The sequence below is a fragment of the Janthinobacterium sp. PC23-8 genome, assembly GCF_002250505.1.
Classification (GTDB): Bacteria; Pseudomonadota; Gammaproteobacteria; order Burkholderiales; family Burkholderiaceae_D; genus Janthinobacterium.
Genome location: NZ_NJGY01000001.1, coordinates 2362878 through 2369243 on the forward strand (window position 1 = coordinate 2362878; position 6366 = coordinate 2369243).

The following is a 6366-nucleotide window of genomic DNA, read 5'->3' on the forward strand; positions in this document are numbered from 1 at the left end:
TCGGTGTTACGTTTCGCGTTATCGACAAAGCGTTGTGTTTGTCATCTGCGAAGAAGGAAGAGTATGAAGCATTTCGCTAAATTCGTCAACACCTTCTTTTCTGCTACATCGCCGTTTCCGGTGATCCTCAACTGCCGCATTTGACTGCGTCTCATTGGGGAGGCGAACTATAGCAAAGCCGCCCGCCGCCGGCAAGCTTTATTTCAGCAATGCCGCCACCGCCATGCCCATCTCCGTCGTACTGGCGCTGCCGCCCATGTCCGGCGTGCGGGGACCATGTTCCAGCACCTTTTCAATGGCATGCAGCACCGCATCGTGGGCGGCCGTGTAATTGGCGTCGCCATTGCCCAAAAAATCCAGCATCATGGCACCGGACCAGATCATGCCTATCGGGTTGGCGATATTCTGCCCGTAGATATCGGGAGCGGAGCCATGTACCGGTTCGAACACGGAAGGGAAAGTACGCTCGGGATTGATATTGGCCGACGGTGCAATCGCGATGGTGCCCGTGCAGGCAGGCCCCAGGTCGGACAAAATATCGCCAAACAGGTTCGACGCCACCACCACGTCAAAACGCTCGGGACTCAATACAAAGCGTGCCGCCAGGATGTCGATATGGTATTTATCCCAGCGTACATCTGGAAACCGCGGCGCCATGCTTTCCACCCGCTCATCCCAGTACGGCATGCTGATGGCAATGCCATTCGACTTGGTGGCCGACGTCAGGTGTTTCTTGGGACGGCTTTGTGCCAGCTCGAACGCGTATTTCAGAATACGGTCGACGCCCTTGCGGGTAAATACGGATTCCTGCAGCACGGTCTCGCGCTCGGTCCCTTCGAACATGCGTCCGCCCACCGATGAATATTCGCCTTCCGTATTTTCACGCACCACATAAAAGTCGATATCGCCGGGCTTCTTGTTCGCCAGCGGGCAGGGCACGCCCGGCATCAAACGCACGGGGCGCAAGTTCACGTATTCGTCGAACTCGCGGCGAAATTTCAATAGCGAACCCCACAGCGAGATATGGTCCGGTACTTTATCGGGCCAGCCGACGGCGCCAAAATAGATGGCGTCAAAATCCTTCAATTGCTCAAACCAGTCCGACGGCATCATCTGGCCGTGTTCCAGGTAGTAGTCGCAATTGGCCCATTCCATGGTGGTGAACTGCAAATCGATATGGAAGCGGCGCGCGACCGCCTCCATCACCCGCAAGCCTTCGGGCATGACTTCGTTGCCGATACCGTCGCCGGCGATGACTGCAATTTTATGGGTGGCCATGGTCTTTTCCTGTGTGGGATACGATGCGATGATGATACTAGCGCCACAACAGAATACAATCGGCATACTTACAACCCAAGTAGCCACGCTTCGTGGACAATCCATGAAACATGCTCCTTTGCTGGAAGACTTGCGCCTGTTCTGTCTGGTCGCCCATAAAACCAGTTTTGCCGCCACCGCGCTGGAACTCGGTATCTCGAAGGCGGTCGTCAGCAAGCGCATCGGCTTGCTGGAAGCGGCCTTGCAGGCAAAATTGCTGCATCGGACCACGCGCCGGGTCAGCATTACCGACCATGGCGAAATCGTGCGGCAGTGGGCGCAGCGCATCCTCGACGATGTGGAACAGATGGGCGAGGCGGTGGCGCAGTCGAAATTGCAGCCGCAAGGCATCTTGCGCATCTGCTCGAGCTCGGGCTTTGGACGCAACCGGTTGGGGCCGGCGCTATCGCAGCTGGCGCGCCAGTATACGGCGCTGAAAGTGCAGTTGGAATTGCTCGACCGCCCTGTCGATTTATTGGGCGAAGGTTTCGATCTCGATATCCGTGTGGGCGTGGTGCACGAGCCGGACCTGATCGCGCACCGCATCGCAAGCAATATTCGCGTGCTGTGCGCGGCGCCGGCTTATCTGGCGCAGCACGGCGTGCCGACGCGCCTGGCGCAATTGCGCGAGCATCAATGCATCGTGATCCGCGAACGCGATCAGGATGGTCGGCGCTGGAAACTGCTCGGCCCGCAAGGTGCAGAAACGATCAAGGTGGATGGGCAATTGTCTGCCAACAATGGCGAACTGGTGCATCAATGGGCGCTCGACGGCCACGGCATCATCTTGCGCTCGGCTTGGGATGTGGAGCACAGCCTGGCGCAAGGCCGCTTGATACGTGTATTGCCCGATTACCGCCAGGAGGCCGATGTCTGGGCGGTCACGACGTCGCGGCTATCGAACTCGGCCAAGGTCAGGGTGTGCGTGCAATTCCTGCAGCAATGGTTGCAGGCAAAAACATGAGCCTTACACCAGGCGCGGCACATCCGGATACAACCTGGCCAGCGTGTCGCCGGCAATCACCGTGATGGTCGGGGCAAGGCGCGCGGCGGCTTGCTCGGGCGACTTTTCCCGGCGCAGCTCTTTCCACACTTCCAGCAAGGCATTTTCATGGCGCGCCACCGCGTGCTCGACTTCATCCTGCCAGAAGGCCGGCGCTTCGCTTTCGACAAAATTGCCGCGACCACGGCCAAAGTGCGCCACCGCCAGATAACGCAAGATGCCCGCCACCACCAGGGTGCGCAAGAAGGCGTCGGTAAATTGCATGGTCGGATGATTGCGGTCGGTACCGGAATTGAAACCCCAGGCGGCGCCGGCAAATGTCAGGGCCCCGACCACCCCACCGAGCAAGGCGCCAGCGCCCATGCTGAGGCCGCCGGAAAGCAGGTCGGCCGACAAGCCCGTCGCCGCGCCGGACACCATGGCACCCAGCAAACCGGCCTGGGCCTTGTCGATCGGTGCGCGCACGGCAAAGTTGTCGCGCACGCGGGTGTTGATCTTGTGTGCATCGGTGGGGTCGAGCTTGTGCAGGATCAGCAGTTCGCGCGTGGTGTCGCCACTGTGGATATTGAGCCTTGCGACCAGGGCGCCCATCGCGCGTTCCTGGCGTTGCTGCTCTTCATTCTTGCCGATGCCCACGACCTGCAAGGCCGACCGCAGCAAACCTCTGGAGGCGGTATCGAGCGCCTCGCTGTCCTGCGCCGCCGCGGCCAGCTGTGACGACAGCAACTGCATTGCCTGTTGGAAACGTGCGGTATTGTGCGCCTGCCAGGTGGCAAACAAGCGCGCATAGCCGGCCTGCTGCGAGGCGGGCAACAATTTGCCGACCGCTTCATAAAAGACGCGTTCATGCACCCAGCAACGGGCAAAGGCGTCGAGCGCCAGGACCTCGCGCACGATAGGATATTGCCGCAGGTGCTCGCGCCAGCGGGTCTGTTCGGACTGCTCGGCATTGCCGGCGCGGGGCGGGCCCATCTGGTTGAGCAAGACCACCACGGGTTTGCCCAGCCATTCGAGGATTTTCATTTCCGCCGGCAAATAACCAGCGTCTTTCGGATGCTCCGATGAGTTGACCAGGTACAACACGACGTCGGCCGCATCCCTGGCCGTGCGCAGCGCTTGCTGGCTGAGCCAGAATGGGCGGTCGCGGTAGCGGTCAATCACTTCACGCAGGAACCAGCCGATCGGATTGCCCGCCTGGCCGAGGCGTTTCAACAGCCGTACCGAGTCGCCAAAGCCGGGCGTATCCCACAACTGCAAGGCGTCACCGTCTGGCGTGGCCAGCAGGGTATGCGATTCGGCAAAGATTGTGACATGGGCGGCATCGCGCACTTCACCGATATCGACACCCACCAGGGTGCGCGCCAGGGTCGTCTTGCCATTATTCGTGTGCGAAATCAGGGCAAACTGGATTTGCACCGCATCGCCCTGCACCTGTTTTTCTACATTGACACTCATGCTGCTGCCGATAGTTTCAGCCCCACACCCGCATCAAGGGGGTGCAGGGCGGGGTTGAGCAAATTGACCACCGTGGCCGTGGTGTGATGGAACTGGCAGAACTGCTGCCACAGGGCGACACGTTCCGCGCGGCGGTTATCGTTCTCCAGCGCCTCGCCCGCATGCTCCAGATACGAGGACTCGTCGATCAGCACCGCGATGCCGCGCGTGGACGATTGCGCCAGATAAGTCAAAAAGGCGCCATGGTTTTCTTTTTCCGGCGTGGCCGTCAGGTTGAACAGGGCGGCCGTGATATTGACCTGCACGTCGTTCAGATCGGTGTCGCGCAGCACCTCCTTCGGCTCTTCCCCATACGAGGTCGACGGACGCAGCATCACGCGGCCCTGCTCGCCAAACAGCATGGTGGCGATCTGCCCCAGGCCTTTGTGGCGCGCTTCGTCGACGGTAAAGCTGTAAGGCAATACACGCAGCAGGCCACCGGTCGATACCCCAATGCTTTCATTGAGTTTGCGGAAATAGGGCTGATCCAGGTCCAGCGGAAAGCTTTTCGCCAGATGCACGGCGCGCAGATTGCTGATCACCGCCAGTATTACGCGCGGCAAGACCACCAGCAGGAAGATCGTCGCCGCATACAGATGTACCCAGCGCGCACCGCCTTCGGCCGCCGTGGTTTGCGGGAAGCGTAGTGCTTCGATTTCAGCCAGGGAAAAACCTTGCAAGGGAAAGATGGCGAGGGCTGGCGCAAACAGGGTCGACAGCAGGCTGTGCACCTGGCCGGCACCGAGGAAAGTGCTTTCCCAGCCAGCCGCATATTGCGACAAGAAGCCGCGCGCATACAGCGAAGCGACGGCGCCGATGGCAAACAGCGCCGCGCTCAGGTGAATGGTACGGCCCAGGCGGGCGGACGTCAGCTTGCGGCTCAACTGCCCCCATTCCACCGAAAAGTTAAGCAAGCCTGTTGCCAGCACATGCGGCAGCTTGCGCGGCATCGACAATTTCCCCACGCTCAAGTGGCGCACCAGGCCGGCCTTGGGCCAGCCCAAAGGATGGGAAGGAATAAACAGCCAGATGAACAGACCGATATACACCAGCAAATTCCAGGCAATAATCAGCAGCAGCGGCGCGGACAATAAATCCACGCGGTGCGGATCGGTAATGCGATCGAGCCCCGCACCCAGCAGCAAGGCCAGGAGGGGCAAGGTCAGCGACAAGGTCTTCATGCCATTGCGGCGCTTGGCAAATGAGGCAAACGCGGGCGTGCGCTCGGTCAGGCGTTTCAGGATCTGTTCGGAACGCTGCTGCAGGAAATCGTCGCCCGTCACACCTGCCTGCTTGCCCGATGCTTGCCACTGGGCCAGCTCGCGCGCGCTGCGGCTTGCATACATGCGGTCATCTTCGCTGAGGATTTCCTTTTGCTGATCCGCCGTTTCGATAGCGCGTACCAGCACTACATCTCTCGCAATTAACTCGTTCATGTTGCTCCTGTTTTTGTAGAAAACGACAACTCGACAGGATGATTGTGACGTATTTTTGCGTTTCAGGCCAACGCGTCTTCCGGTTTGAACACGCGATACAGCAGATAGACCAGATAAGAGGCGATCCAGGCCGACCACAACTCCGGCGTCAAGGACGCGCTTGCCAGCCCTTGCCGCCAGATGCCCACGCCCAGGCCAGATAGCAAAACGAAGCCAAACACCAGGCCGGCCGCGCGCCGCTGAGCAGGCAAGCAGAACACGCACGCCGCCAACAACCACCAGGGAAAGGCATCGCCAACTGGCACGTCATTAAGATAAAACACGATGTTGGTTAGCAATGGCACAAACAGCGCCGAGCAGGCCAGCACGCGCAAGGCGATGCGGCGTGCTGCGCTCAAGCCCAGCGGACGCAGCGCATCCCATACGGCCACGAGAATGACAGCTGCGGTGAGCAACATGCTTATGAACAACATGAAGGGGTCGGCGGACGCGGCGGCCGAAGGCCTGGACATCATGCCGTCATGGGCCAGCCAGACGATCAAAATGCCTGAAATCATCAAGAGGGTATCGGGACCTGCGGGAGTTTTGAGGAGTTTCAGCTTGGCCAGCATGGCAGATAGGCTCCGGGTTGGATGGAATAAGACCGGCTGCGATGCAGCCATGTAACCATCGTACAGAGCCAAGATGAAGATAGCATGACGGCGCGGCGAACCCTTTTCAGCAGACGAAAAAAAAACCCCGACCATTGCTGATCGGGGTTTTTTCCAGGTCAAACAGCCGGGGGCTGTTTTACCAAATAACAAGCCTGACGATAACCTACTTTCACACTGGTTGCAGCACTATCATCGGCGCAAAGTTGTTTCACGGTCCTGTTCGGGATGGGAAGGGGTGGGACCAACTTGCTATGGTCATCAGGCATAACTTGTACTGGCGTTTGTCCTCGGTCGAGCGACAAAGCCTGAATCTGGAAGAAGCAAAGATTGGGGTAATGAATGGTATCAACAAACACGCAACGTTGTACTGTCTTATCCTCTGTACCTGCTAAGGTTATAGGGACAAGCCGTACGGGCAATTAGTACTGGTTAGCTTAATGCATTACTGCACTTCCACACCCAG

Annotated in this window: 5 protein-coding genes and 1 rRNA gene; 1 reads left to right on the forward strand and 5 read right to left on the reverse strand. The window is 59.1% G+C overall.

Annotated elements, in window-relative coordinates:
* Window positions 1-198: 198 nt before the first annotated feature.
* Window positions 199-1278: a tartrate dehydrogenase gene (locus CD932_RS10145; protein WP_094442530.1), complete on the reverse strand. Its 1080-nt coding sequence runs from the start codon at window positions 1276-1278 to the stop codon at window positions 199-201.
* 103 nt (window positions 1279-1381) lie between these two features.
* Here CD932_RS10145 and CD932_RS10150 point away from each other — a divergent pair, with 103 nt between their 5' ends.
* Window positions 1382-2281, forward strand: a complete 900-nt coding sequence (locus tag CD932_RS10150) for a LysR family transcriptional regulator (RefSeq protein WP_094442531.1) — start codon at window positions 1382-1384, stop codon at window positions 2279-2281.
* A 3-nt stretch (window positions 2282-2284) separates the two neighbouring features.
* Here CD932_RS10150 and CD932_RS10155 read toward each other — a convergent pair whose 3' ends face one another.
* The 4 genes from CD932_RS10155 to rrf form a co-directional block, all read right to left on the reverse strand.
* Entirely contained in the window at window positions 2285-3775 is a 1491-nt protein-coding gene (locus CD932_RS10155; RefSeq protein WP_094442532.1) for a DUF3482 domain-containing protein, read from the reverse strand.
* Window positions 3772-5250, reverse strand: a complete 1479-nt coding sequence (locus CD932_RS10160; protein WP_094442533.1) for a DUF2868 domain-containing protein — start codon at window positions 5248-5250, stop codon at window positions 3772-3774. The genes CD932_RS10155 and CD932_RS10160 overlap by 4 nt, the downstream gene beginning before the upstream one ends.
* 62 nt (window positions 5251-5312) lie before the next feature.
* Window positions 5313-5861, reverse strand: a complete 549-nt coding sequence (locus tag CD932_RS10165) for a hypothetical protein (RefSeq protein WP_094442534.1) — start codon at window positions 5859-5861, stop codon at window positions 5313-5315.
* 192 nt (window positions 5862-6053) lie between these two features.
* Window positions 6054-6166: ribosomal RNA gene (rrf, locus tag CD932_RS10170) — 5S ribosomal RNA — on the reverse strand.
* Window positions 6167-6366 lie beyond the last annotated feature (200 nt).

Coding starts and splice junctions, on each gene's coding strand:
- CD932_RS10145 (WP_094442530.1), bottom strand. CDS start 1,278: ATGGCCACCCATAAAATTGCAGTCATCGCCGGCGACGGTATCGGCAAC.
- CD932_RS10150 (WP_094442531.1), top strand. CDS start 1,382: ATGAAACATGCTCCTTTGCTGGAAGACTTGCGCCTGTTCTGTCTGGTC.
- CD932_RS10155 (WP_094442532.1), bottom strand. CDS start 3,775: ATGAGTGTCAATGTAGAAAAACAGGTGCAGGGCGATGCGGTGCAAATC.
- CD932_RS10160 (WP_094442533.1), bottom strand. CDS start 5,250: ATGAACGAGTTAATTGCGAGAGATGTAGTGCTGGTACGCGCTATCGAA.
- CD932_RS10165 (WP_094442534.1), bottom strand. CDS start 5,861: ATGCTGGCCAAGCTGAAACTCCTCAAAACTCCCGCAGGTCCCGATACC.